Here is a 23627-nt window from a genome sequence, read left to right as displayed (position 1 = left end):
TAGTTAAAACATTTACATTTAAATAATATAAAAACAAAGTCCCGTAAATGAAGCTACGGGACGTTTTAGTACTATGCGGAATGGTTTTTTATATAATCTATAACATTTTGTACAGTCTTTATTTTTTCCGCATCTTCATCAGGTATCTCTATATCGAATTCTTCTTCAAAGGCCATTATCAATTCAACAATGTCAAGAGAGTCTGCTCCTAAGTCATCAATAAATGAAGCATCTGGAACAACTTCATCCTCATCTATGCTTAATTGATCCGCAATAATTTGTTTTATTTTGTCTAATACCTCTGCATCCACTGTTTTTCACCTCCCTTCTCAGCTTCATGCCCTAGCATATTAAACTAGCTTTATCTATAAAATAATTCTTCTTTGTTAATCCATCATAAGGTCAAACCGCCGTCAACAACAATTACCTGGCCTGTTATGTAATCAGCTTTTTTTGATGCTAAAAAGGCTACAACATTAGCTACATCATCAGGCATTCCTACTCTTTTTAATGGTATATTTTTGCTAATATCGGCATCTTTTTCAAGCAAAGAGAAGGTCATATCAGTTTTTATAAAGCCTGGTGCAACTGCATTTACTGTAATACCTCGGCTACCTAATTCTTTTGCAAGGGATTTTGTAAAGCCTATTATACCGGCCTTAGCTGCTGCATAATTAACCTGACCAGCATTTCCATAAATACCTACAATAGAAGAAATATTTATTATTTTTCCTTCTTTTTGTTTAACCATATATTTCGCACAGGCCTTTGAAGCATTAAAAACACCCTTTAGGTTTACTGCGACCACCTTATCCCAATCTTTTTCCGTCATCCTAAGAATTAAAGCATCTTTTGCAACACCTGCATTGTTAACTAAAATATCTATCTTTCCAAATTCATTATATACATTATCAACCATATTTACTACCTGATCAAAACTAGATACATCGGCTTTATACATTTTAGCTTTTTTCCCTAGAAGCTCTATTTCATTTACTACCTGTGTTGCAGCTTTCTCGTCAGAAGAATAATTAACAATAACGTGAGCACCGTTTCTTGCCAATTCCAAACAGATACTTCTTCCAATACCTCTTGAGCCGCCTGTAACTAAGCATACTTTATCCGTAATACCCATTGCTCAGCCTCCAAAATAATTAATCGTCTTATAAAGCGATTCTGCGTCTTCCACATTTAAAACCGTCAGGCTTTTATTTATTTTTTTCATAAATCCGCTTAATACCCTACCAGGGCCTACCTCAATAAATATTTCGGCACCATAGTCTATCATACATCGAATACAGTCTTCCCAAAATACAGGAGAAAACACTTGCTTTATCAGTAGCTGTTTAATTTCACAGTTATTCCTAACAATCTCAGCATTAACATTTGAAACTACCGGAATTTTACTATCCATTATTTCAACTTTCTCTAATTCATTGGCTAGCTTATCAGCAGCCGGTTTAAGCAGACTGCAATGAAACGGTGCACTCACAGCAAGTATTACTGCTTTTTTTGCACCTCTGGCTTTTGCCAGCTCAATTGCTTTCTTTACTGCTTTAACCTCACCAGCCAGAACTATCTGACCTGGGCAATTGAAATTGGCTGCCTGAACTATTCCTTCCTCTGAAGCAGTATCGCAAATTTGCAATACTTCTTCCCTTTCAAGACCTAAAATAGCAGCCATAGTTCCTTCTCCAAGAGGTACCGCTTCTTGCATATATTTGCCACGTTTTTGCACTAACGGCACTGCTTGATTAAACTCTATAGACTCAGCGGCAACCAATGCGGAATATTCACCGATGCTTAAACCTGCAACTATATCCGGCATAATCCCTTTATCTCTTAGTATGGAAAAACATGCTATACTATGTGTTAAAATAGCCGGTTGTGTATTAATTGTTTCTTGTAATTTTTCATCCGGACCGTTAAAGCATATCTCTGATATCTTTTCTTTCAAGGATTTATCAGCTTCATCAAATATTCTACGTGCTGTAGGGAAATTATCATATAAATCCTTACCCATACCAACATTTTGTGCACCCTGCCCCGGGAAAATAAATGCTATCTTGCCCACGCGGTAACCTCCTTGTTAAATTAAATTATGTAGTTTTTTTACTAAATCTTCAGCACCCATAATAATATCTTTTATAATGTCCGCGGCAGGTTTTATATCCTTAATCAAACCGGAAATCTGGCCTGCCATTACAGAGCCATTATCAACATCTCCTTCAACAACTGCTAATCTGAGCTTACCACTGCCAAGTTCGTCTAATTCATCAATCGAAGCACATCTTTCTTCCAGTTCTTCGAAGCGATTGGTTAATTTATTTTTCAAAACTCTCACCGGATGCCCGGTAGTTTTTCCAGTTATTACTGTGCTTCTATCTTTTGCCTTAACTATTGCTTCTTTAAAATTTTTATTTGCTGTGCACTCTTTTGCACATACAAATCGAGTACCCATTTGGACGCCTTCAGCACCTAAGGCCAGAGCCGCAACAAATCCTCTCGCATCTGCTATTCCGCCGGCTGCAATAACTGGTATTTTGACAGCATCAACTATCTGTGGAACCATTGCCATAGTAGTTAATTCACCTATATGCCCACCACATTCCATGCCTTCGGCAATCAGGGCATCCGCACCGGACTTTTCCAGCCTGCGTGCCAATGCTACAGAAGAAACAACCGGTATTACCTTGGTACCTGATTGCTTTAATTGAGGGATGTACTTGCTAGGATTCCCGGCGCCTGTAGTTATTACTTGCACTTTTTCTTCCAAGATAACATTTATAACTTCATCGACATATGGCGACATAAAATAAACATTAACACCAAAAGATCTATCCGTGAGATTTCTTGCCTTTTTTATCTCGTCTCTTACCAGTTCGGGCGGAGCGCTACCAGCACCAATTATTCCAAGTCCTCCGGCATTTGACACTGCTGCTGCAAGTTCTGCCGTTGCTACCCAAGCCATGCCACCTTGTATTATGGGGTATGTGATATTCAGTAAATCGCAAACTCTAGTATCAAACATTTTTTTCCTCCTAGGCATCACTGCCGCTTCTATTTTTCTGCTCCAATTTTATAAACTCCAATCAATAAGGTTTGCACCCCATGTTAATCCTGCTCCAAACCCTACTAATACTATCTTATGTCCTTTTTTTATTTTTCCAGTACGAAAGGCTTCATCTAGTGCTACAGGAATGGATGCAGATGACATATTTCCATATTTGTCCAGATTTATCACTACACGCTCTCGTGGAAACTTTAGTCGTTTTATAGCCGCTTCAATAATTCTTATATTGGCTTGGTGCGGAACAATACAATCTATGTCTTCCAACGAAAGGTTAGACTTTTCAATAACTTTTTTGGTGCAATCCTCAAAAATCCTAACCGCAAACTTAAATACTTCATTACCTTCCATTTTGATATAATGCCTGCGATTTTCTATTGTATCGAAGCTTGCAGGCTCCTTCGTACCACCGGCCGGTAATTCAAGAAGTTCTGACCCATCACCATCTGCACCTAAAATACTAGCCAACACTCCTCCATCCTCGACTTCGCTTAAAACAACTGCACCGGCACCGTCGCCAAAGAGCACGCAGGTGTTTCGATCTTCCCAGTCGGTTAGTTTCGAAAGCACTTCACTTCCAACTACAAGGACATTTTTATATTGGCCTGCCATGATGTATTGGGTTGCAGTAGTCAACGCATAAATAAATCCACTGCAAGCAGCTTGAATATCTAGTGCGGCAGCATTTTTTGCACCAATTTTTTTTTGTATAATGCAAGCTGTGGCAGGGAATATTCTATCAGGACTCGAGGAAGCAGAAATAATTAGATCAATATCTTCAGGTTTTAAATCAGCATTCTTGATAGCATATTTTGCTGCCTCAGCTCCTAAATCCGAAGAACAAATATTGTAATCAGCCTTTCTCCTGTTATATATCCCAGTTCTCTCAACAATCCATTCATTAGATGTATCAACAATCTTTTCCAAATCAAAATTAGATATAACTTTGTCTGGCACATAAGAACCAATTCCAATAATTCCAGCTCTCATTTTAATTATTTCTCCTTTTATAAGGTCACTTCGAGATTTTGCTTCAATTTTTCACTGATGTTTGCTTCGGCAAATCTGCAAGCAGCTTTAATCCCATTTGCAATAGCCTTTCTGTCTGAAGAGCCATGACATTTAATCAGTACTCCATCAATACCTAAAAACATGGCTCCACCATGTTCGGCATAGTCCATGCTCGCTCGAACTTTATTTATTGCCGGTTTCATCAATGCTGCACCCAATGAATACACAATATTGCTTTTTATTTCTTTTTTTAATTGTTTAAATATATACATTCCAAATCCTTCTATTGTTTTTAGAAATATATTTCCGGTAAAACCATCGCAAACTACTACATCAGCATTGCCGTCAAATATGTTTCGAGATTCAATATTTCCAATGAAATTAATATTTTCTAACCGGTTCAAATCAGAATATGCCGCTTTTATCACTGAATTCCCTTTTTCCTTTTCAGTGCCAATATTCATCAGTCCCACTCTCGGGTTTTCTCTATTTAAAATTTCAGCCGTATAGATGCTTCCCATCATGGCAAATTGAACCAAGTTTTTGGGTTTTATCTCACTATTTGCTCCAATATCCAACAGCAGAACCGGATTTTTAGCAGTAGGAAACAACGTAGCAATAGCTGGCCTGTCAATACCTTCTAATCGGCCTAAAATAAATAACCCTCCAGCCATTAACGCTCCAGTGCTACCCGCCGATACCATTGCATGAGCCTTGCCTTCCTTTAACAGTCTAAGCCCCTTAACTATGGATGAATCCTTTTTTTTTCGAATAGCAGCTACAGGTTGCTCGTCATATGTAATTATTTCTTCAGCATTTACTATTTCAATAGATTTTTTAGATGCTCGCAAGTAAGGTTTTATTTTATTTTCATTGCCTACTAAAACAACTTCTATATCCGAATCATTTGAAGCGTTAATTGCACCTTGAACTATCTCTTCGGGAGCATGATCTCCTCCCATTGCATCAACTAAAATTTTCAATTACCGCCGCTGCCTCCTTTATCTATGTATCTGTGTTGTTATCCTCCGCTTCAAGGGATACAAGGATAAATTTGCCTCTAAAAACCTCTTTTTGTTTGACATATGTCCTGACAAAAACGAATTTCTTGTTTCCTCGGACCCTTGTTACTTCTGCTTTAGCTACAAGCTTTTGGCCTGCATAGACCGGCAATTTATATTTGATGTTAGCAACTCCTGTTAATGCAACCTTTGCATCAATGGTAGCAATGGCGAGAGAATTAGCTTGAGCAAAAATTATGTCACCTCTTATAACCTTCGTCTTTCCGAAAGTCATTTTATTTGTCGTTTCTAAAATTGATATTCCTCTTTTATCCAATTCGAGATCCACTAATTCCCCAACTATCTCGGCTACATCAATAGAACGAACTTTAGCATAGTTATCCTCAGCTACCGCCTTAATCCTTTCTCTGAGCTCGGGTAGTTTTAATTCCATCCGGTCTAAGCGTATTGTCTGTACGCTTACATTGAATTTTTCCGCCAACTCTTCATCATTTAAAAAAGGGTCTTCGGCAATTGTTTTAATAAGAAGCATTTGCCTTGTTTTTTTTGACAACCCTCTTTTTGACAATAAATCACCCCAATATTAGTTGTTTTTAGGAGCAGATGCTAATAGTATATATTATATTAATTTAAAAATCAATAGTTTGCAATTTATAAAAATAAATAACAGATTTTTTAAATTTATCTACTTCGAAGATACATTAACAAATAAAGCAAAAAAGAGGTTTAATAATTAAACCTCTTTTTTGCTTTGGATTTCATCTAATCGTTTCTCTAATTCGGTAATTCTTTGTAAGATTTCATCTAACTCCGTCTTTTTGACAAGATTCATAGATACAATCGCATTGTCAACTTGCTCATTGATTTTTTGTTTTAACTTTTCGCTTTCCTCCTGCATCCTGTACATGAGAGTATTTAGAGCATCTTTTCCTTCTTCTTGTGACATTTCACCTTTCTTAACAAGCTCTGAAATGACTTCTTCGGCCTTTTCTTTTGTAACGGTAGCAAGACCAATTCCTGCATAAAGTATTTGTTTTAACATCGTTTCACCTCACTTACGCTTTTGCTGTTTTGAGTTTTCCCCTAAACATTGACCATAAAGGGCTTGCAATAAATATTGAAGAATATGTTCCGGCACCTATACCAACAATCAATGCTAGTGTAAAATCCTTTATCGTTTCACCGCCAAATAAAAATAAAGCAGTAATAGTTAAAAGCGTAGTCAACGAAGTATTTACAGACCTTGTTACGGTCTGAGAAATGCTAAGATTAGCCACTTCCTCAAAAGAAACTTTTCTCATATTTTTAAGATTTTCTCTGACTCTGTCAAAAATAACTATTGTATCATTTATGGAGTATCCAACTATAGTAAGAATTACTGCTATGATTGTACTATCCACCGGAATGTAGAAAATGGCATAAAAACTTAAGACGATCATAACATCATGTAATAATGCTAAAACTGCGGCTAACGCCGAATTGAATTCAAATCTGAAGGTTATATATATAAGCATTCCTATATTTGCTATAATCAAAGCAATAACAGCCTGTTTTTGTAATTCTTTACCAATGACGGCATCAATAGTTTCAGCCCTAACCAGCTTAGTATCCGGCCATTTTTGCTTTAATGCATCAAGAATCTCATCTTGCATTTCCTTCGATAAATTAACTGTCTTTATTATTAACTCTTGGCCTTTGTCACCAGCTTTTTTAGCTTCAAAATCTATATCAAGTTTTTCCAAAGTATTCCTTGCTTCTGACAATTCATAAGTCTGCTGAATGTCAAAATGCAGCATATTACCACCGGTAAAATCAATACCCCAGTTAAAGCCGTGCATTGCCATAAATACAAGACCCAGAGCAATTATTGTGAGGGAAATACCAAACCATATATGTTTTTTCTCTATTATCTTATATACTTTCACTTTTTCCACCTCTTATACGCCAAAAAGTTTTTTGTTTGTAAATAACCGCGTATTAACCAAATTTATCAATATCACCCTGGTTACTGTTATTGCTGTAAACATACTCACTGCAATACCTATTATCAAAGTAACTGCAAAGCCTTTTATCGGCCCAGTTCCAAAATACAAAAGAACAACAGCTGCTATAATTGTAGTTATGTTTGAATCAATAATTGTGGTAAGAGCCCTGTGAAATCCAGCATCTACTGCAGCTCTTAAAGTTTTACCATTTCTCAGTTCTTCTTTCATTCTTTCAAAAATTAATACATTTGCATCCACAGCCATACCTATCGAAAGGATAAAACCCGCAATACCCGGCAATGTCAATGTTGCACCTATTGCTGAAAAAATTATCAACACAAGCATTATATATACCAATAAAGAAAAATCTGCTATTAGACCGGGGATTCTGTAATAAAACAACATAAACAAGAAAACCAAAGCTACTCCGATTAAACCGGCTTTTAAACTTTTATTCAGCGAATCAGCACCCAAAGTTGGCCCTACAGTCGTTACCTGACGTTGCTCAAGATCAACAGGTAAAGCACCTGCTCTTATAAGTGCAGCTAATTCTGCAGCATTTTCAATGCTTTGAATATTGGTTATAACCGCTTCACCGTTTGTTATTACATCTTCGACAGTGGGAGCCGATATTAGTTGTTCATCCAGTACTATAGCAATAGGCTGTTTTAAATATTTCTCTGTTGCTTTAGCAAATTTTTTTGCACCCTCAGAGTCAAACTTCAAGCTTACCATTGGTTCATTCTGCTGGCCATAAACTGCTTTTGCGTCTTTGACATTATCTCCAGTCAGAATAACCTCATTGTCAGGCCCGACAAATTGAAGTGATGCTGTTTTACCAATAATTTCTAACGCTCTCTGCGAATCTTCAACTCCTGGAAGCTCTACTAAAATCCTGGTATCTCCTTGCCTTACTATAACAGGTTCTGTAACTCCCAGTTGGTCGATTCTGCTACGTATAACGTTTTCCGCTCCTGTCATTTTTTCATCGGTTACTTTTTCACCAGGCTTTGGCTTAGCTTCAAGTAGGACCGACACACCACCTCGCAAATCAAGGCCCAGTTTTATGGATTCTTTTATAGGGATAATCTTATATCCGGCTATTTGGAAACCATATAGTGTCGCATATGCTAAAATAGCTGCAACAATGACTATAGCGGCAATTTTTATGAGGCTTTTTGTTTGTGAATTCATCTTAGGTCCTTTCCCCCATTCTTTACGTTGATACAATCTTAATTATATATCCGGTTTTATTTAGTTGTCAACAAACTTGAATTATGCACATAAAAAAAGGCCTTACAGGCCTTTTATTTTTCCTTAGAACATACCTGATTGGCTACAGTGCACGAGGTCTTACAAGCTGACTGGCACGAAGATTGGCATTCTCCACAGCCTTTATACATAAGATCTTCTTTTTTGTTCAAGCAACCTTTATATAAGGGTATTATATGTTTCATTACTAGTTTCTCCTTCCATCGCTGTAATCTTAGAATATTATAGCATAAAATGCTGGTCTTGAAAAGAAAAATTAAATATTTACTCCCAATATTCCTGCCAAGACTCCTGTAAGAAACCCTAGAAAAAGGTCAATTGCGATATCCCATTTAAAGTAAAATGATGGCACAATTAAAAAACTTAGCATCAATAAAATCGCAATATACAAAAAGCCTATTAGCCCCCCATGCAGCCATCCCATGCTATCTATGTTCCTTGTCACATCAATGCCGCTTAAAAAAATACTAAAAGCACTTATAATAATCACAGCTTTTGGAATAATGCTTTCAGAAACACTTGTAAAATATATTAATAAGGCTAATATTAGAAATAGGAATAAAGTAAATAAATACGCCCTAACAACACCTTTTAAGATTCTTATAAAGTCTATTTTTTTGCTATCTGCTGATGATTTCATATCAATCTACCTCCCTTTATTATAATCTATTTAAAAAGAGGTATAATATGATAAAAAGCAAGAGATTTTCTCTTGCTTTTTATCACCGTGATTAATCTTCGGTTTTTTCCCTTTTCTTTAATATATTTCCAATGGCCGTTCTTGTCACTTTTATTTTTATCTTATCACCAACATCAAGAGTAATTACATCATCTTTTATGTTAAGAATTTTGCCATATATACCTCCTACCGTTATAACATCGTCACCTTCTTTCAAGCTCGAAAGCATATCTCTGCGCTCTTTTTCACGCTTTTGTTGTGGCCGAATTATTAAGAAATAAAAAATTGCAAAAATGATTATAATCGGCCCAAACTGCTGCATAAATGTTGCTGTATTCATTTTTTTGATTCCATCCTTTCAATTAAAATATTTATTTAGATATTTATTTAGTTCTAGGTCAAAATAAGAAATCCTTTTTATTCCGGTAATTTGCCATTAATTATTTTTTAAAAATCGGGTTTATTGTACAGCATTATTTAGTCGCTTTTTTAGTTTTTGTATAAAAATTTAATTACATATATTGCAATATTCCAAAGTTTGCATAAAACTCATCCTTTAATTCCAGTAAGTAGTCGCCTTCAATTGCTTTTTGTATCTCTTGCATTAGGGTTACAAGAAAATGTAGATTATGTATCGTAGTCAGTCTTATGCCTAATATTTCACCGACATTAATCAGGTGGCGAATATAGGCGCGAGTAAAATTTTTACACGCATAACAATCGCAGCTTGGATCAAGCGGCGTAAAATCTCTGGCGTAAGCTGCATTTCGAACAACGAGTTTTCCCTTTTTTGTAAATACAGTGCCATGTCTTGCAATGCGCGTAGGTAAGACACAATCAAACATATCTATGCCTCTAATAACTCCTTCAAATAAATCCTCCGGTGTCCCAACTCCCATCAAATATCTGGGTTTATCGTCAGGGAGAAGTGGAACTGTAAAATCTAGCATATCATACATTTCTTTTTTAGGTTCACCTACACTCAGCCCACCAATCGCATAACCTTCAAATCCAAGTGACACTATATCAATGGCACTTTTTCTTCTTAATTCTTTATAAACTCCACCTTGAACAATTCCAAACAATGTCTGAGTATCTATGTTATTATGTGCCTTTTGACATCTTTCGGCCCACCTTGTAGTTCTTTCAACAGAACTTAGAACATATTCAAAGGTAGCAGGATAAGGAATACACTCATCAAAAGCCATCATTATATCGCTGCCGAGAGCATTTTGTATTTCTACGGATGTTTCAGGACCAATAAAGTGAATCGAACCGTCTATATGTGAGCGAAAAGTTACTCCTTCCTCATTTATCTCCCGCAATTCTCCTAAACTAAAAACCTGAAAGCCTCCACTATCTGTCAAAATAGAGCCGTCCCAATTCATAAACTTATGTAATCCTCCTGCCTCCCTAATAATTTCATGACCCGGCCTTAAATACAAATGATACGTATTGCTTAATATTATTTTTGCACCTATTTCCTTTAGTTCATCCGGAGTCATGGTTTTAACAGTAGCTTGTGTACCAACAGGCATAAATACAGGAGTTGCAAAACTTCCATGGAGGGTTTCAAGTTCTCCTAATCTTGCTGAAGTATTTGCAGATTTTTTTAAAATATTAAAGTTCATAGTGTAAATCATCCTCTTCTTCGCACTTTATTACCTTTAATTCTCTGATTAATTCGCCGTCCATAGCTAGGATAGTTATTTCTGCATCAGCAATTCTTAGGCTCTTACCCTCTACCAGTTTTTCACCGCTTTCTTGGCAAACTTTTGATACCACGCCACCTATAGTATTGCCAAGGCTTTCAGGAATATTAATTTTTAACTTTTTGTTTAAGTCGCTAACAAGAGTGGCAGGGTTAACAATATTTATGTCTGTAATAAAGGTTCTTGCCGGATCGAAATGTTTATTAATAAAAAACAAGCCACCTATGGCAACTATTCCTAAAACTATATCAAACATGTTTTTAGATTCAATTATTATTTTGCGAGCTATTGCATATAGTAAAACCTCAATTACGCTTGAAGGAGTATGTCTAACCAGCATCACCGCAAGCTCTAAACCAATTACCAATGTTAGGATATGCCCTAAAAAAGTCTGCATTACCGGAAATGTTTCCAATGCAGGCGTATAATATATAATTTTGAAATATCTTAAAATATCAGCAGAACCTATAACAACACCAAGAGCAAGCAAGAATGCCAATATAGCTTCTAATATAATAACAGCCTTTGCAATCCTCGAAGATATTTTCATTTTCACATAACCCACCTTACATTATTAACATTGCATCACCAAAACTAAAAAACTTGTATCGCTCACTTACTGCCTCTTTGTACGCGTTTAAAATCTTTTCCCTTCCGGCAAAAGCACTGACAAGCATTATAAGGGTAGATTTAGGAAGGTGAAAGTTGGTTATAAGCCCATCTATGGCTTTAAAGTTATAGCCCGGATAGATAAATATGTCGGACCAACCGCTGCCGGGCTTTATCTGTCCGTTTACATCGGCAACTGTCTCCAGAGTTCGGGTCGAAGTAGTACCAACTGCAAACACTTTTCTGCCGGCTTGTCTCGTAGAATTTATTACTTCTGCAGTTTTCTTGCTTATTTCGTAATATTCCGCATGCATTTTATGTTCTTCGATATTCTCAACTTTTACAGGCCTGAAAGTTCCTAGTCCGACATGAAGTGTAATAAAAGCTATAGAAATACCTTTTTCTTTTATTTTTTTTAAAAGTTCTTCCGTAAAGTGAAGCCCTGCCGTCGGAGCAGCAGCTGATCCCGGAACCTGAGCATATACAGTTTGATAGCGGTTCTTGTCTTGTAATTTCTTCTTAATATAAGGTGGTGTAGGCATTTGGCCTAACTCATTAAGGATTTCTTCAAAGGAATCGCTATAAAGAAACTTAACAATTCTACCACCAAAGTCAGTATCGTCGATTATCTTAGCTATTAGACGGCCATCACCAAAAATAACTTCATCACCTATGCGAGCTTTATGCCCTGGTTTTACTAGAACTTCCCATATATCACTACCAATAGACTTTAAAAGCACTACCTCGATTTTGCCATTAGTTTTTTTACGGTATCCAATTAATCTAGCAGGTATAACTTTGGTATTATTTAATACCAAACAATCACCTTGCTCAAAGTAGTTAACTACATCTTCAAAAATTTTATGTTCAATCTCTCCTGTAGTTTTATTTAAAACCAACAATCTAGATTTCGAGCGGTCTTTTATCGGTTCTTGAGCTATTAGTTTTTCCGGCAAATCAAAGTCAAAATCTTCGAGCTTCATTTTTACACTTCTTTCTAAAACTGCTATAGTTTATGTTTATAATGCTATCTCGACATCTGTATAATAGTGTGACAAAATCTCAGTATAATTATACCCATTTTCTGCCATGGCCTTAGCTCCCCACTGGCTCATTCCTACTCCATGTCCATAGCCGTGGCCATAGAATATATATGTATTGTCGGTGGTATTAAGATTAATATTTCTAAATAAATTAGCACCTGCAATAGAAGCATACCCCGTCGAGATGTGGCTTAACCCTTCCTGTGCTATAATATTTTTTCCATTTAACTTAACATTTTTCTTTATTCCGTCCCCTGTTATTGAAACAACATCAAGTTTCGATCCTCCTGAAATATTAAAGAAATTGCTCTTTAATTGAAGCACACTTCTGATATTGCTGTTTTCAATTATAGCTTCTCCCGACTTGCCTTTCACCAATAGTTTCTTGACCCTACCGGCTGAAGTGTTTTCAATTATGGAAACTTCATTAATTTCACCTACAGATTGCATAACAGCTTTTGCACGCTCGCTGATATCATCTGATGATAAGTGTATCTCCCAATTTGAATATGGAGAATTTACATCGACTATATCATCTACTGGTTGTAAATATGGTAAGTCTAAGCCGAAGACATCTCTACATGCTTCTGTCCTTCCGCCACTATCAGCATGGTAAAAAGCGGTAATAGGGTTTTCATCATAAATAATAATTTGCCCTTTTGTTTCATCAACTGCCTGATTGGTTCTAGCATCTTCAACATCATAACCGCCATAAAGTTGATCGCTGGGGCTTGCATCAACATCAAAACCATAGTTTTTCCATTTAGATAGATTTGCAACCGCATAAGTCCTGGCGGCTACTGCCTGGGCTTTTAAAGCTTCCATATGCCAGCTTGGTGGCATTTCCCCAGGGACAACGCCATATAAATATTCATCTAACCCCAATTCATTTACTACTTGAATACTTTTTCCTGAAATCAGCGCCATCTCAAGTATGCCACGATACTGCCGACCTTCAATTGTTATTGGACTTGTCATGTTATTACTTGCTAAAAATATCGGTTTGTCCATCGTAATAGGAAAAATAAGCCCAGGGTTTTGAGAGTCTCCTTTAACTACAACTAAGTCAAAATCACTTGAAATTGTAGTTTTATTTGAACTTCTAGTCCAAACCGACCAGTCATCATCAAAAAGCAGGTAACTTTCAATACCCATCTGTGCTAATTGTGATGCATATTCCATAGCGATGTTTTTATCTCTTATATTATTTTTTTTAGGCACAAAATCCGTTGAATTTGCGCTATAAACCTCTAATAATTTATCGGAGAGACTTATTACTGATAGATCTGTCGTAAATCCCACTCTAAACCCACTGCCTGAATATAATTGATATGAACTGCGTGCTGAGCTGTCATAGTAAAGGCCCACTCTTATTTTATCCGGAATAAGATACATTGCTTGTCCCTTTATGGGTATCAAGATACTTATACCTATGATAAAAATCGTAAGGCATAATAAAAAATACTTTCTCATTTTTTAACAGCTACCTCCTCTCAGTAAAATTAATTATTCGCACTTTTTGTCGAGATGGTCATATGCCTTATCTGAAACAATTCGGCCTCTTGCCGTCCTGAACATGTAACCTTCCTGAATAAGATAAGGTTCATAAATATCTTCAATTGTCGAAACATCTTCATTAAGCGCTGCTGCAATCGACTCAATACCTACGGGGCCTCCATCGAATTTATCAATAACAGTCAAAAGTAATCTTCGATCATTTTGATCAAGGCCGTGAGAATCAATTTCCAAAAGTCTTAATCCTTCTTCTGTAATATCCATCGTAATTACTCCATCTCCTCGGACTTGCGCAAAATCCCTGATACGTTTGAGCAACCTATTGGCAAGCCTTGGAGTTCCTCTGGAACATAATGCTATCCGCTCAGCAGCTTTTTGCTCGATATCAACTTTTAAAAGTGCAGCAGACCTTTTTATAATTGTTACCAGGTCTGATATTTTATAAAAGTCTAAATGTAAACTCATACCAAAGCGATCCCTCAAAGGTGATGTTAATCGCCCTGCCTTAGTAGTAGCACCTACTAAAGTAAAAGGGCTTAAATTCAGTCTCATAGATCGGGCACTAGGCCCTTTACCCACCATAATATCTAATGCAAAGTCTTCCATAGCTGGGTATAGTATTTCTTCAACGCTTGGATGAAGCCGATGTATTTCATCGATGAACAGCAAATCCCTATTCCCTAGATTTGTAAGAATTGCCGCCAAATCTCCAGCCCGTTCTATAGCAGGCCCCGAGGTTATTCTTATATTTACACCTAATTCCCTAGCTATAATATAGGCTAAGGTTGTTTTTCCAAGTCCAGGTGGCCCAAATAAAAGAACGTGATCTAAGGCTTCACGTCTCATTAAAGCTGCTTTTATAAAAACTTGAAGGTTTTCCTTTACACGATCTTGGCCAACATATTCATTAAAGCTCAGAGGTCTTATATTTTTTTCATATTCTAATTCTTCATCATTTTTCAAAGCCGGAGTAACAATTCTATCGTCCAATTTTTCCACCCTTTACTTTGACAGTTTTTTCAGCGCACATTTTATGATGTCTTCTACAGAATCATTGTTTTTTACCGAATCCTCATCTAAAACTAATTGTATTTCCATAGGATTAAAGCCCAAAGAAATAAGTGCTTCTCTTGCTTCAATAATAGAATTATACATGCCTTCATCAGAGGTCACAGGTAAGTCTTTTATACGGTCTTTTAACTCGATTATGATTTTTTGAGCCGTTTTTTTGCCAATACCCGGTACCTTTACAAGGTCTTTGACATCTTCAGATAATATACTGGTTTTTAATCGTGCAACATCCATTAACGAGAGAATGGAAATTGCTGCTTTGGGGCCAATTCCAGAAACCTTATTTAAAAGTACATAGGCTTGTCTTTCAACTACGTCAAAAAAACCAAATAGTTCTACAGCATCATCCCTTAACACCATTTGTGTATAAAGTTTTAATTTATTACCAAGCTCAGTTTTTATTTTATTGTAAGTAAACATTGAAATGTTTAGCTTTAAGCCCCAACCACCTATATCAATTATGGCAAAGTCAGGTTCGACATGAACCAACACACCTTCTAAATAATCTAACATACTTAAAATCCTCTTCCATCCATTATATTTCGAAGTTTATATGAGTTCATGTGGCATAAAGCTACTGCCAAAGCATCGGCAGCATCATCGGGTTTGGGTAGCTCTTCTAAATTAAAGCTAGTTTTAATCATTTGCTGAACTTGCTGTTTATCTGCACGACCATAACCAACAACTGCCTGCTTTACTTGTAATGGAGTGTACTCAAAAACCTCAATCTTCGACAATGCTGCAGCCAAAACCGCCACTCCGCGTGCTTGTCCTACAGAAATTATTGTCTTCGCATTTTTATTAAAAAATAATTCTTCAACAGCTACAACATCAGGTTTATACTTTTGTATGAGTTCAATATAACCTTCATGTATTTGCTTTAATCTATAAGGCATAGCAAGTTTCGGCGGTGTTCTTATTACTCCGTATTCGACGACATAACAATTGCTCTGCTCATTAGAAATAATTCCATATCCGCTTATAGCTATACCTGGATCGACTCCCATAATTAACATAAAATCACCCTTAGTATAATTCTACATCTAAGGGTGAATATCCTTCTTGACTATAAAAACTATTAATTTGTTAAACCTTCTCTAATTTTTAAAAATTCCTCTTCGTTTTTAATAATAAGACCTCTTTCCAGAATTGCTCTGTCATCTTCTCTCAAAGTATCTGCAATAATATCGGTTTGCTCTATAAGAGTCGACTTTATTCCTGGAATACCTTGAAAAAGTGATACATATCCATTTTGTACACCGATATAATAATGGTCGTCGCAAATATCGTTTATTTCCCTTTTTAATTTAACTTCATCGGGTGTAAAACTGAAAATCTCCCATCCTTTTTCATTCTGCTGTAATTCGGTTTTTGTGCAATTTATATATTTATCATCAATATATTTTTCTTCAACTACTTCGTCACCACATATCACATAATAAGTAATATATATCAATTTTGCACCTGCATTAAGCTTCATTTCAGATATGTCTGATACATTTTGTTCCAAGTAATCAAGACTGTGACCTTCTTCCGGCGGTTTAAATGAAAAGAAAGTCTTGAAATACCCGTAACTAAAACCTATCACAATTATAAAAAATATTATAATAATATACCTAAAAATGCTTCTGGGCATACGTACTCCTCCTTTAACTCTTCAGATGAATAGTATGCCCACTTAATACATAATTATACAATTGTAGTATTTATTGCTTACTATCTTACTATAAGGATTCTTCTTCAGGTTCATAATTTGTATAAACATTTTGAACATCGTCATGTTCTTCAAGGATTTCTAATAACTTTTCCAGCTTTTCACTTTCCGATTCATGCAGGGTAACAGTTGTGTTTGGTATGAATGATAATTCTGCCGAGAAAATATCTATGTTATTATCTTGTAAGTAGTTCTTTACTGTCTCAAATTTTTCAACACTTGTAGTTATCTCAATAGAATCTTCGAGCTCTTCAACATCTTCTGCGCCTGAGTCTATGGCCAGCATCATTATCTGCTCAACATCAGTATCGTCTTTTTTTTCGATTAATATTAATCCTTTCTTTTCAAACATCCAGGCAACGCAGCCTGTTTCACCTAAATTTCCGCCATGCTTATCAAACAAATGTCTCATCTCTCCGGCAGTTCGATTTCTGTTATCCGTGGTAGCATCAATTAAAATTGCAACACCGCCAGGACCATATCCTTCATACATAATTTCCTCATAATCGGCTCCGCCAAGCTCTCCGCTTCCTCTTTTAATTGCTCTTTCAATATTATCATTAGGCATGTTAGCCTGTTTCGCTTTTTCAATTATATCCTTAAGTCGCGAATTAGTATTCGGATCTGGACCACCTTCGCGCGCAGCTACTATAATTAATTTGCTAAATCTCGTATATATTTTCCCTTTTTGAGCATCCATCTTAGCTTTTTTGTTTTTAATATTTGACCATTTAGAATGTCCTGACATACAAGTTCCCCCTTTGACTTAATTCATAAAAAATAATTTATATTTATTAATCGAGTTTAAACTCAGGTATTTTTGCAAGTCTTCGTTTGTGTTCACTTTTTATATATAATGCTCTTATTCGATCTCTAATTTCAGGGTTTGCAATTTCACCTGTTAAAATATATCTGTCCAGTTCATTGTAGGTTATACCCATCTCTTTTTCATCGCTTTGACCGCTCCATAGGCCCGCTGTAGGAACTTTGTCAATAATTTTTTGTGGAATATCAAGGTAAGCAGCAAGCTTTTTTACTTGACCTTTTACAAGATTGCCTATGGGCCATAAATCTGCCCCACCATCACCATATTTTGTAAAATATCCCACTGTAATTTCACTTTTATTTTCCGATCCTACAACAAGATAATGATTCAACGCTGCATAATAATAAAGTGCTATCATCCTCAGACGCGGTTTAATATTTGCTTTAGCCATTTGATTTTCACTTTTAACCATTACTTTTAAAAACTCATCATAAACATCATCAAGAATGATTGTTTGATATTTTATATCAAATTTATCAGCTACTAATTTTGCATCCCTTTCATCATCTTTATCACTGTAGCACGGCATTATAAGACCAAGTGCATTTTCACCAAAAGCTCTTTTGCACAGCACGCTGACTACTGCTGAATCAATTCCGCCACTCATACCGAAAACAGCTCCCAGTGCTCCAGCTTTTTGAGTGTAATCCTTTAACCACGTTACTAAACTATCACATAATTCATTGACATCCAATATAAACACTCCTTGCAAAGCTTCTAATATAAATTGATTTTAAAAATCATTATTGAGTAGCATAATAATTTCCGACCCATTCAATTAATGCACTGCCCGATGTTATATTTGAAATAAGCTGTTCTAAATCTATATTATAAATTATCGGAACATATATATTCATTTGTACATTTTCAGTATAGCTAATATCACTAATAATAATATTCCTTTGATTTAGCTCCCACTGCACCTTTCCCAGCATATTATAATCAGTAGTTATCTTATATGCATTACACCTTATTTTCTTGATTATACTGGAATTTTTCAAGCCTCTTGAAGCACTTTCGCTATATGCTCTTACAAGTCCGCCGGCACCCAACAAAATACCTCCAAAGTAGCGAGTTACAACTATTAGCACGTTTTTTACATTGTTGGACTTTATTACTTCCAAAACCGGCTTACCAGCAGTTCCAGAAGGCTCACCATCATCACTGAACTTTTGTATATCATCATTTAAACCTAGCACGTAAGCATAAACATTATGAGTTGCATCCCAGTATTTTTTACGGATTTTTTTGATATAATCTTCAGCTTCTTCATTATCTTTTATAGGTACAACATTGGAAATAAATTTGGATTTTTTAACTGTATAAAGACTCTCGGAAGGTTTCGCAACAGTTAAGAATTCAGCTTTGCACATTTAAATAACCTCTTTCGGTACTTACAACACTAAAAATGCATCTAGTTAATTATAACATAAAAGTAATCTTCGGACTATACACAATCACTAAATATGAATAAAAGGGGCTTCTAAAAAGAAGCCCCTTTTATTCATATACTATCACTATTTCGAAAAAACATGGTTTCCTATCGCTGTTACATATGATCTGTTTCTTACCCATTGGTCACTAGTTTTACTGGGGTTATAAAAAGTAGTCGCTCCTCCTGTAGGATCTACACCACTTAATGCATCAACAACAGCTCTTCTTGCGGTTTCATCCGGAACTAAATTGATTTGGCCGTCTAGCACAGGGCTATATTGATAATGACCGTCGACAACCTGAAATATTATCTCAGGGATGCTCTTGGGATAAGCTGGATTGTTTAGCCTGTTCAACACAGTTGCGGCTACTGCTACTTGACCTGAATAAGGCTCCCCTCTTGCCTCAGCATAAACTAATTTTGCAAGAAGTTCTACATCCCTTGTGGAAAATCTACCGCTACTGCCTCGATACGACGTATCAACACCTAATGCACTGAATGTTTCAAAACCTGCAATACCGTCAGCTTTTAGTCCCTTAGCTTTCTGAAACTTTACCAGCGCATCGACTGTCTTGTTTCCCAATATGCCATCTGCATATCCCGACCAAAATCCTTTATTGTTTAAAACTTGCTGGAGCTGAGCTACATCTTGTCCTCTACAACCCTTCGTTAAAACTCGATCACCTAACTGTGCCGCGATCGCGGCCGGTGTAACAATTAAAAACAATGTTGATATCAACAATACTTTCGCTAATATTATTTTCCGCATATTTTCCCCTCCTTTTGTTTTTCGCCAAATCTTAGTAAAAACCAACTGATTTGGTGGAAACTAAGTGCGGCTTTCACAGAATTCTATTTGCCGCAAATCGGTCTTTTACCGAAGAAGAGATGTGAAGATTATAGCATTAGATTAGCGACTTGGCAAAAAGCATAGGTAGGGAAAATAGATTGTTTTTTGTTAACAGTAACTATGCTATTTTATTATAGCATTGTTGATTAACTTTTCTTATAATAGCTCAAGTTACTGGCATCATGGCTTTTGATGTAACTTAAACAAATATTAAACTATAATTCATAGATATGGTAGTTAAACCATTAATGTGTATTACAAATTATCTAGGAATACTCCCCACAGTAAAATCAATAGTTATTACTTAATTAAGCACCCTTATCATTACTGCACTCGTATAAAATATTTAGACTATATTTTAAGGTTAGTCTTTCTTAGGTTTTTTTGCTTTTACTTAAAAATTGTTCTTAATATATTATCAGATTGCTTTATAAAAACTATACTTTATATATAATACTATAATATTTCATTTAACGTGTTTATTTTAAACATAAACTATTTGATTATCAAAGTATTTGGTATAAATATGGCTCCTCGAGTAGGATTCGAACCTACGACCCTTCGGTTAACAGCCGAATGCTCTACCGCTGAGCTATCGAGGAACGGTTAGGTGATAAATATGTTAAATATATATAAATTCTCGGCAGCGACCTACTCTCCCAGGCATTTGCCTAGTACCATCGGCGCTGGAGGGCTTAACCTATGTGTTCGGGATGGAAACCGGTGTTTCCCCTCCGCTATGGCCACCGAGAATTTTTATGCGTTTTTGCACCTTCAAAATTACACAGTGAGGTTTTGGTCAAGCCCTCGACTTATTAGTATCAGTCGGCTTAAAGCTTTACAACTCTTACACCTCTGACCTATCTACCGGGTAGTCTTCCCGGAGTCTTACTCCCTTTTTGGGATGGGATACCTTATCTTAAGGTGGGCTTCGCACTTAGATGCTTTCAGCGCTTATCCCTGCCGGACTTGGCTACTCAGCTATGCCGTTGGCACGACAACTGATACACCATCGGTCCGTCCACCCCGGTCCTCTCGTACTAGGGGCAGCTCCCTTCAAGTATCCTACGCCCACGACGGATAGGGACCGAACTGTCTCACGACGTTCTGAACCCAGCTCGCGTGCCGCTTTAATGGGCGAACAGCCCAACCCTTGGAACCTACTTCAGCTCCAGGATGCGACGAGCCGACATCGAGGTGCCAAACCTCCCCGTCGATGTGGACTCTTGGGGGAGATCAGCCTGTTATCCCCAGGGTAGCTTTTATCCGTTGAGCGACGGCCCTTCCATTCAGTGCCGCCGGATCACTAAGCCCGTCTTTCGACTCTGCTCGACTTGTTGGTCTCGCAGTTAGGCTACCTTATGCCTTTGCACTCAATGCACGATTCCCAACCGTGCTGAGGTAACCTTTGGGCGCCTCCGTTACTTTTTGGGAGGCGACCGCCCCAGTCAAACTGTCCACCTGACAATGTCCCACAGCCGGCTTACGGCTTGTGGTTAGAACTTCAGTATCAAAAGGGTGGTATCCCAAGGGCGGCTCCCCAGATCCTGACGAACCTGGTTCTGTGCCTCCCACCTATCCTGTACATTTGATACCGAAATCCAATATCAGGTTGCAGTAAAGCTCCATGGGGTCTTTCCGTCCTGTCGCGGGTAATGAGTATCTTCACTCATATTACAATTTCGCCGGGTCTCTTGTTAAGACAGCGCCCAAGTCGTTACGCCATTCGTGCGGGTCGGAACTTACCCGACAAGGAATTTCGCTACCTTAGGACCGTTATAGTTACGGCCGCCGTTCACTGGGGCTTCGGTTCACACCTTCGCTTGCGCTAAGCGTTCCCCTTAACCTTCCAGCACCGGGCAGGCGTCAGCCCCTATACGTCGGATTTCTCCTTAGCAGAGACCTGTGTTTTTGCTAAACAGTCGCTTGGGCCTATTCACTGCGACCTTTTCATCTTAAGTTGTGCTTAAGATTACTCAGGTACCCCTTCTCCCTAAGTTACGGGGTTAGTTTGCCGAGTTCCTTAACAAGAGTTTTCCCGCTCGCCTTAGGATTCTCTCCTCGCCTACCTGTGTCGGTTTGCAGTACGGGCACCTTTAGCCTTGCTAGAGGCTTTTCTTGGCAGTATGGGTTCGGCCGCTTCGTTACTTTAGTTTCACTCCCCATCACACTTCAGCCATGACCCGGCGGTTTTGCCTACCGGGTTTGCCTTTGTGTTTGGACACGCTCTACCAACCGCGTGCTCAGCTTACCCTCCTGCGTCACCCCTTCGCTCATACGGCTTTAGGTGGCACTGGATTTTCAACCAGTTGTCCATCGCCTACGCATGTTATGCCTCGGCTTAGGCCCCGGCTTACCCTGAGCGGACGAGCCTTCCTCAGGAAACCTTAGGCTTTCGGCGGACAGGATTCTCACCTGCCTCTCGCTACTTATACCGGCATTCTCACTTCCTATAAGTCCACATAGCTTTTCAACTATGCTTCTACCTCATAGGAACGCTCCCCTACCCCTTGCAGCTTGCGCTGCAAAGCCGCAGCTTCGGTGTGAACCTTGAGCCCCGTTACATTTTCGGCGCAGTATCACTCGACCAGTGAGCTATTACGCACTCTTTGAATGTGTGGCTGCTTCTAAGCCAACATCCTGGTTGTCTTCGCAATACAACATCCTTTCCCACTTAGGTTCACTTGGGGACCTTAGCTGACGGTCTGGGCTGTTTCCCTCTCGACTATGGAGCTTATCCCCCACAGTCTGACTCCTAACTAGCGCTCCTCGGCATTCGGAGTTTGATAGGGTTCGGTAACCTTTTCGGCCCCTAGCCCATTCAGTGCTCTACCTCCGAGGGCGTTCGGTTAAGGCTAGCCCTAAAGCTATTTCGGGGAGAACCAGCTATCTCCGTGTTCGATTGGCTTTTCACCCCTACCCACAGCTCATCCCATGACTTTTCAACGTCAACACGGTTCGGGCCTCCACGAGAGGTTAGTCTCGCTTCACCCTGTCCATGGGTAGATCACACGGTTTCGGGTCTACCGCATTAAACTTTATGCCCTTTTAAGACTCGCTTTCGCTTCGGCTGCGGAGCTTTACTCCTTAACCTCGCTTAATACGGTAACTCGCCGGTCCGTTCTACAAAAAGTACGAGGTCGCTTACGCTCCCTCCGCTTGTAGACACACGGTTTCAGGTTCTCTTTCACTCCCCTCCCGGGGTGCTTTTCACCTTTCCCTCACGGTACTAGTTCGCTATCGGTCGTAAGGTGGTATTTAGCCTTGGGAGATGGTCCTCCCTATTTCCTACGGGGTTCCTCGTGCCCCGCAGTACTCTGGATGTGTCGGCTAGGTCTTCAGGTTTCGCATACTAGGCTCTCACTTTCTATGGCCCTGCTTTCCAGCAGTGTTCTGCTACCTTTTACCTTCGCCTGCCTATCCGTTATTTGGCTCGACACTCCTTAACTCCATATATGCAACGGTAACGGCCTTGCACATATATGGTTTGGGCTCTTCCCCGTTCGCTCGCCGCTACTTAGGGAATCGATGTTTCTTTCTTTTCCTCGGGTTACTTAGATGTTTCAGTTTACCCGGTTAGCTTCTCATACCTATGGATTCAGTATGAGATACTTGAGGTTCGCCTCAAGTGGGTTCCCCCATTCGGATATCTCCGGATCAAAGCTCGCTTGCAGCTCCCCGGAGCGTTTCGCCGCTCGCTGCGTCCTTCGTCGCCCCCTTACGCCAAGGCATCCTCCGTGTGCCCTTGTTCGCTTGACCTTGCAAAATTGTTCCCTTAATTTAATAGGTTAATATTTCTTTTCCTCACTGTGT

General features: G+C 38.2%; 25 protein-coding genes, 1 tRNA gene and 2 rRNA genes. All 28 read right to left on the bottom strand.

Going from position 1 to position 23627, the window contains the following annotated elements; genetic code table 11:
* Window positions 1-71: 71 nt before the first annotated feature.
* Window positions 72-311 (bottom strand): acyl carrier protein, encoded by a 240-nt coding sequence (gene acpP, locus TEPIRE1_RS05940; RefSeq protein ID WP_013778260.1) that lies wholly within the window; start codon window positions 309-311, stop codon window positions 72-74.
* An 83-nt stretch (window positions 312-394) separates the two neighbouring features.
* Window positions 395-1135: a 3-oxoacyl-[acyl-carrier-protein] reductase gene (gene fabG / locus TEPIRE1_RS05935; RefSeq protein ID WP_013778259.1), complete on the bottom strand. Its 741-nt coding sequence runs from the start codon at window positions 1133-1135 to the stop codon at window positions 395-397.
* A gap of 3 nt (window positions 1136-1138) precedes the next feature.
* Complete coding sequence (fabD, locus tag TEPIRE1_RS05930) at window positions 1139-2074, bottom strand: ACP S-malonyltransferase (protein ID WP_013778258.1); 936 nt, start codon at window positions 2072-2074, stop codon at window positions 1139-1141.
* A 15-nt stretch (window positions 2075-2089) separates the two neighbouring features.
* The gene (gene fabK / locus TEPIRE1_RS05925) at window positions 2090-3049 is read right to left on the bottom strand and encodes an enoyl-[acyl-carrier-protein] reductase FabK (protein ID WP_081460114.1); all 960 of its coding nucleotides are present in this window, start codon (window positions 3047-3049) and stop codon (window positions 2090-2092) included.
* 30 nt (window positions 3050-3079) lie between these two features.
* A complete protein-coding gene (locus tag TEPIRE1_RS05920) occupies window positions 3080-4060 on the bottom strand; it encodes a beta-ketoacyl-ACP synthase III (RefSeq protein WP_013778256.1) in 981 nt (326 codons plus the stop codon).
* A gap of 17 nt (window positions 4061-4077) precedes the next feature.
* The gene (plsX, locus tag TEPIRE1_RS05915) at window positions 4078-5064 is read right to left on the bottom strand and encodes a phosphate acyltransferase PlsX (protein WP_013778255.1); all 987 of its coding nucleotides are present in this window, start codon (window positions 5062-5064) and stop codon (window positions 4078-4080) included.
* A 22-nt stretch (window positions 5065-5086) separates the two neighbouring features.
* Window positions 5087-5671: a transcription factor FapR gene (gene fapR / locus TEPIRE1_RS05910; protein WP_013778254.1), complete on the bottom strand. Its 585-nt coding sequence runs from the start codon at window positions 5669-5671 to the stop codon at window positions 5087-5089.
* A 165-nt stretch (window positions 5672-5836) separates the two neighbouring features.
* The gene (locus tag TEPIRE1_RS05905) at window positions 5837-6145 is read right to left on the bottom strand and encodes a phasin family protein (RefSeq protein ID WP_013778253.1); all 309 of its coding nucleotides are present in this window, start codon (window positions 6143-6145) and stop codon (window positions 5837-5839) included.
* Window positions 6146-6158: 13 nt separating this feature from the next.
* Window positions 6159-7028, bottom strand: coding sequence for a protein translocase subunit SecF (secF, locus tag TEPIRE1_RS05900; RefSeq protein WP_013778252.1), 870 nt, complete (start codon window positions 7026-7028; stop codon window positions 6159-6161).
* 12 nt (window positions 7029-7040) lie between these two features.
* Entirely contained in the window at window positions 7041-8282 is a 1242-nt protein-coding gene (gene secD, locus TEPIRE1_RS05895) for a protein translocase subunit SecD (RefSeq protein ID WP_013778251.1), read from the bottom strand.
* Between the two features lie 113 nt (window positions 8283-8395).
* Window positions 8396-8545 (bottom strand): six-cysteine ranthipeptide SCIFF, encoded by a 150-nt coding sequence (gene scfA / locus TEPIRE1_RS14240; RefSeq protein WP_013778250.1) that lies wholly within the window; start codon window positions 8543-8545, stop codon window positions 8396-8398.
* Window positions 8546-8616: 71 nt separating this feature from the next.
* A complete protein-coding gene (locus TEPIRE1_RS05890; protein ID WP_013778249.1) occupies window positions 8617-9000 on the bottom strand; it encodes a TIGR04086 family membrane protein in 384 nt (127 codons plus the stop codon).
* A 91-nt stretch (window positions 9001-9091) separates the two neighbouring features.
* On the bottom strand, window positions 9092-9379 hold the full coding sequence (gene yajC / locus TEPIRE1_RS05885; RefSeq protein ID WP_013778248.1) for a preprotein translocase subunit YajC: 288 nt from the start codon (window positions 9377-9379) through the stop codon (window positions 9092-9094).
* Between the two features lie 172 nt (window positions 9380-9551).
* Window positions 9552-10670 carry a tRNA guanosine(34) transglycosylase Tgt gene (gene tgt, locus TEPIRE1_RS05880; RefSeq protein ID WP_013778247.1) on the bottom strand — a complete coding sequence of 373 codons (1119 nt, stop codon included), beginning with the start codon at window positions 10668-10670 and terminating at the stop codon, window positions 9552-9554.
* Window positions 10660-11301, bottom strand: a complete 642-nt coding sequence (locus tag TEPIRE1_RS05875; protein WP_013778246.1) for a transporter associated domain-containing protein — start codon at window positions 11299-11301, stop codon at window positions 10660-10662. Before TEPIRE1_RS05875 ends, tgt begins: the two co-directional genes overlap by 11 nt.
* A gap of 16 nt (window positions 11302-11317) precedes the next feature.
* On the bottom strand, window positions 11318-12343 hold the full coding sequence (queA, locus tag TEPIRE1_RS05870; RefSeq protein WP_013778245.1) for a tRNA preQ1(34) S-adenosylmethionine ribosyltransferase-isomerase QueA: 1026 nt from the start codon (window positions 12341-12343) through the stop codon (window positions 11318-11320).
* Window positions 12344-12379: 36 nt separating this feature from the next.
* Window positions 12380-13876, bottom strand: a complete 1497-nt coding sequence (locus tag TEPIRE1_RS05865; protein ID WP_013778244.1) for a SpoIID/LytB domain-containing protein — start codon at window positions 13874-13876, stop codon at window positions 12380-12382.
* A gap of 33 nt (window positions 13877-13909) precedes the next feature.
* Window positions 13910-14908 carry a Holliday junction branch migration DNA helicase RuvB gene (ruvB, locus tag TEPIRE1_RS05860; RefSeq protein ID WP_013778243.1) on the bottom strand — a complete coding sequence of 333 codons (999 nt, stop codon included), beginning with the start codon at window positions 14906-14908 and terminating at the stop codon, window positions 13910-13912.
* A 12-nt stretch (window positions 14909-14920) separates the two neighbouring features.
* Window positions 14921-15502, bottom strand: a complete 582-nt coding sequence (gene ruvA / locus TEPIRE1_RS05855) for a Holliday junction branch migration protein RuvA (RefSeq protein WP_013778242.1) — start codon at window positions 15500-15502, stop codon at window positions 14921-14923.
* 2 nt (window positions 15503-15504) lie between these two features.
* Entirely contained in the window at window positions 15505-16005 is a 501-nt protein-coding gene (gene ruvC, locus TEPIRE1_RS05850) for a crossover junction endodeoxyribonuclease RuvC (protein ID WP_013778241.1), read from the bottom strand.
* Between the two features lie 62 nt (window positions 16006-16067).
* Complete coding sequence (locus TEPIRE1_RS05845; protein WP_013778240.1) at window positions 16068-16625, bottom strand: BofC C-terminal domain-containing protein; 558 nt, start codon at window positions 16623-16625, stop codon at window positions 16068-16070.
* Window positions 16626-16713: 88 nt separating this feature from the next.
* Window positions 16714-17451 (bottom strand): YebC/PmpR family DNA-binding transcriptional regulator, encoded by a 738-nt coding sequence (locus tag TEPIRE1_RS05840; protein ID WP_013778239.1) that lies wholly within the window; start codon window positions 17449-17451, stop codon window positions 16714-16716.
* Window positions 17452-17497: 46 nt separating this feature from the next.
* On the bottom strand, window positions 17498-18223 hold the full coding sequence (nadE, locus tag TEPIRE1_RS05835; RefSeq protein WP_013778238.1) for an NAD(+) synthase: 726 nt from the start codon (window positions 18221-18223) through the stop codon (window positions 17498-17500).
* A 49-nt stretch (window positions 18224-18272) separates the two neighbouring features.
* Window positions 18273-18902, bottom strand: coding sequence for a YigZ family protein (locus TEPIRE1_RS05830; RefSeq protein ID WP_013778237.1), 630 nt, complete (start codon window positions 18900-18902; stop codon window positions 18273-18275).
* Window positions 18903-19046: 144 nt separating this feature from the next.
* Window positions 19047-19733, bottom strand: a complete 687-nt coding sequence (locus TEPIRE1_RS05825) for a cell wall hydrolase (protein ID WP_013778236.1) — start codon at window positions 19731-19733, stop codon at window positions 19047-19049.
* 608 nt (window positions 19734-20341) lie between these two features.
* A tRNA-Asn gene (locus TEPIRE1_RS05820) sits at window positions 20342-20416 on the bottom strand.
* A 36-nt stretch (window positions 20417-20452) separates the two neighbouring features.
* Window positions 20453-20565, bottom strand: a 5S ribosomal RNA gene (rrf, locus tag TEPIRE1_RS05815).
* Window positions 20566-20609: 44 nt separating this feature from the next.
* Window positions 20610-23573 (bottom strand): 23S ribosomal RNA (locus TEPIRE1_RS05810).
* Between the last annotated feature and the right edge of the window lie 54 nt (window positions 23574-23627).

It is taken from the genome of Tepidanaerobacter acetatoxydans Re1, from assembly GCF_000328765.2.
In the GTDB taxonomy this organism is placed as follows: Bacteria; Bacillota; Thermosediminibacteria; order Thermosediminibacterales; family Tepidanaerobacteraceae; genus Tepidanaerobacter; species Tepidanaerobacter acetatoxydans.
This window is presented reverse-complemented; position numbering and strand designations above follow the sequence as displayed.